The sequence below is a fragment of the Candidatus Weimeria sp. HCP3S3_B5 genome (genome assembly GCF_052064335.1).
In the GTDB taxonomy this organism is placed as follows: Bacteria; Bacillota; Clostridia; order Lachnospirales; family Lachnospiraceae; genus Weimeria.
Genome location: NZ_JBQHVU010000053.1, coordinates 1 through 2,010 on the forward strand (window position 1 = coordinate 1; position 2,010 = coordinate 2,010).

At 37.7% G+C, this 2,010-nt stretch carries 2 protein-coding genes; both read left to right on the plus strand.

Annotated elements, in window-relative coordinates:
• Positions 1-131 precede the first annotated feature (131 nt).
• Complete coding sequence (locus ACTNCK_RS11605) at positions 132-1,190, plus strand: hypothetical protein (protein ID WP_441082883.1); 1,059 nt, start codon at positions 132-134, stop codon at positions 1,188-1,190.
• A 15-nt stretch (positions 1,191-1,205) separates the two neighbouring features.
• The gene (locus ACTNCK_RS11610) at positions 1,206-1,739 is read left to right on the plus strand and encodes a hypothetical protein (RefSeq protein ID WP_441082884.1); all 534 of its coding nucleotides are present in this window, start codon (positions 1,206-1,208) and stop codon (positions 1,737-1,739) included.
• The last annotated feature ends 271 nt before the right edge of the window (positions 1,740-2,010 follow it).

Genomic DNA, 2,010 nt, shown 5'->3' on the forward strand with positions numbered 1-2,010 from the left:
CTGTACTATAGATTTTTTTTGGCGAAAAAATTGTACAGGAAAATGTATGCTTTTTCAATATTTACAAGGGTTACAGCGTTTTAGCTACCCACACAAACTGATGAAGAGCCGAAAAAAAGGATAATTTCTATTTGACATCAGGACACAATCCAAAGGCAGAGAATGCTGAGAATGAATTTTTTAATGCATATAATACAAAAAGTGAAGCATCTCAGCATAAGAATTTGTTTAAAGAAGAAAGTTATAGGAAGAAGAGGCATAAGCCAATTGTAATATGCATTATTATAATTGCAGCGGTTGTTATATTATTGTGTGTTGGAAAAATTAGGTCTGGAAATTCAATAATAAAGCATACTGCATCGGGGCACAAGCCTGTTACATCATCTTCAAATGATGATTATGATAAGGACGATTATAACGATACAGACGATTCAGACTATAGTGATGAGAGTTACGATACAGACGATGAATATGCAGATGATGATTTTACACTTAAATCATCTGACGATAAGCACGTACAGTATGTGGACAAGTATGTTGGTGTCAATGCTTCAGCAGTTGGCTATACGTCCCTGGGCGGTGATAGGCTAATAAGAATAGGTGATGGGCTGCTTACTGTTAATTATGTAACTGAAGATGGTTCCTATGTAGGCGTTGGAACTGATGAAGATGAAGAAAAACTTCAGGACTATGTGGTCACGGCACAGAATATAGCACCTAATACAAAAGTGAAAATTGATTTTGAAAAGGATTCCGACGGTGAGGAATACAGTAGTCTTACTGATTTTCAGTCATATGACCATATTGATCTGGCAGTGAAAAAAGTCGGAAGCAAAGGCAATGGGCCTAAATTGAAAACGATAAAAGCGGCTCCGGATAAGACAAAGTATTATATCAGAAACTATGTCGGTAAAAATGCAGCCACTGTCGGATATGTGTCATTGGGAGGAGACTATAGGGACAGATATGGTGATGCTAATATAGAACTGAAGCTTGTGCCAGAGGATGGGAGTGCTGTTGATATTTCTGATACAGATAATGCTATTAAGAACCTGAAAAAATATGTGGTGAAAAGTCAGAGTATCAAGCCAAATACTGCAATGAATATCACCTATGATAAGGATGTTGATGGTCTTGTGGATTCTCAGAGCTTTGAATCGATAACACTGAAACTTAAGAAAATAGGCTGATTTAGGAGATGCTACATGTCGAAGAGTAAAATATTATTCTGGATAAAAATGGCCGTTGCAGCACTTATTATCATATGTCTTTTTCTTCCATATGTCACACATACGGAAAAACAGATGGAAGGAATGTCGGATATGAAAATATCAGATGACATAACAATTAATGCTTCAGCTGCAAAGGATTTGTCAATTGCTGAGTATATTCAGGTATATATGGTGGCGTCGAAAAATCTGTCAGCTCTTGGCGTTGATGATACTTATATTGCGGTATATTTAGGTTTATATCTGGCTCTTGCGATGTTTACAGTTCTAAATCTCATTATGGCGCTTCTAGGGAAGAATATCCCTGAGATTGTATTTTCTGGAATTATAATTCTTCTTAACTACGCCATTAAATGGGATTTTGATGATAGGAATATCATCGGAGAATATGAAGGGACAGTGGGGATAGCATACAATCTCTTTTATGCATTTGCGTTTTGCATGATAGGAGTCTCCGTTGTTTCGGTTATAGTAAATAAGGTGAGTGATGGTAAAAAAATTGTGAATTGATATCTGTTTATGCTTATGAATATAGACGTAAAGAGAATACAGACAAGAATGCTCTGAAGTAGAGATCCGTCACGGCTCATAGTCAATCCCTGCCGCTGCTGCCTGTGATTCCTGCTTTTCGTGGGGGATATGGTATTCCTTATCCCCACGGATCAGGTAGCTGTCAAACGGCAAATTATTAGCGGAGGAAACGGCGTGTTATTTTCGACGATTTCTCCGCTCAACGGCATTTTATTTTCGGTGACGGCACAATCTTGGCGTAAGAAACGGC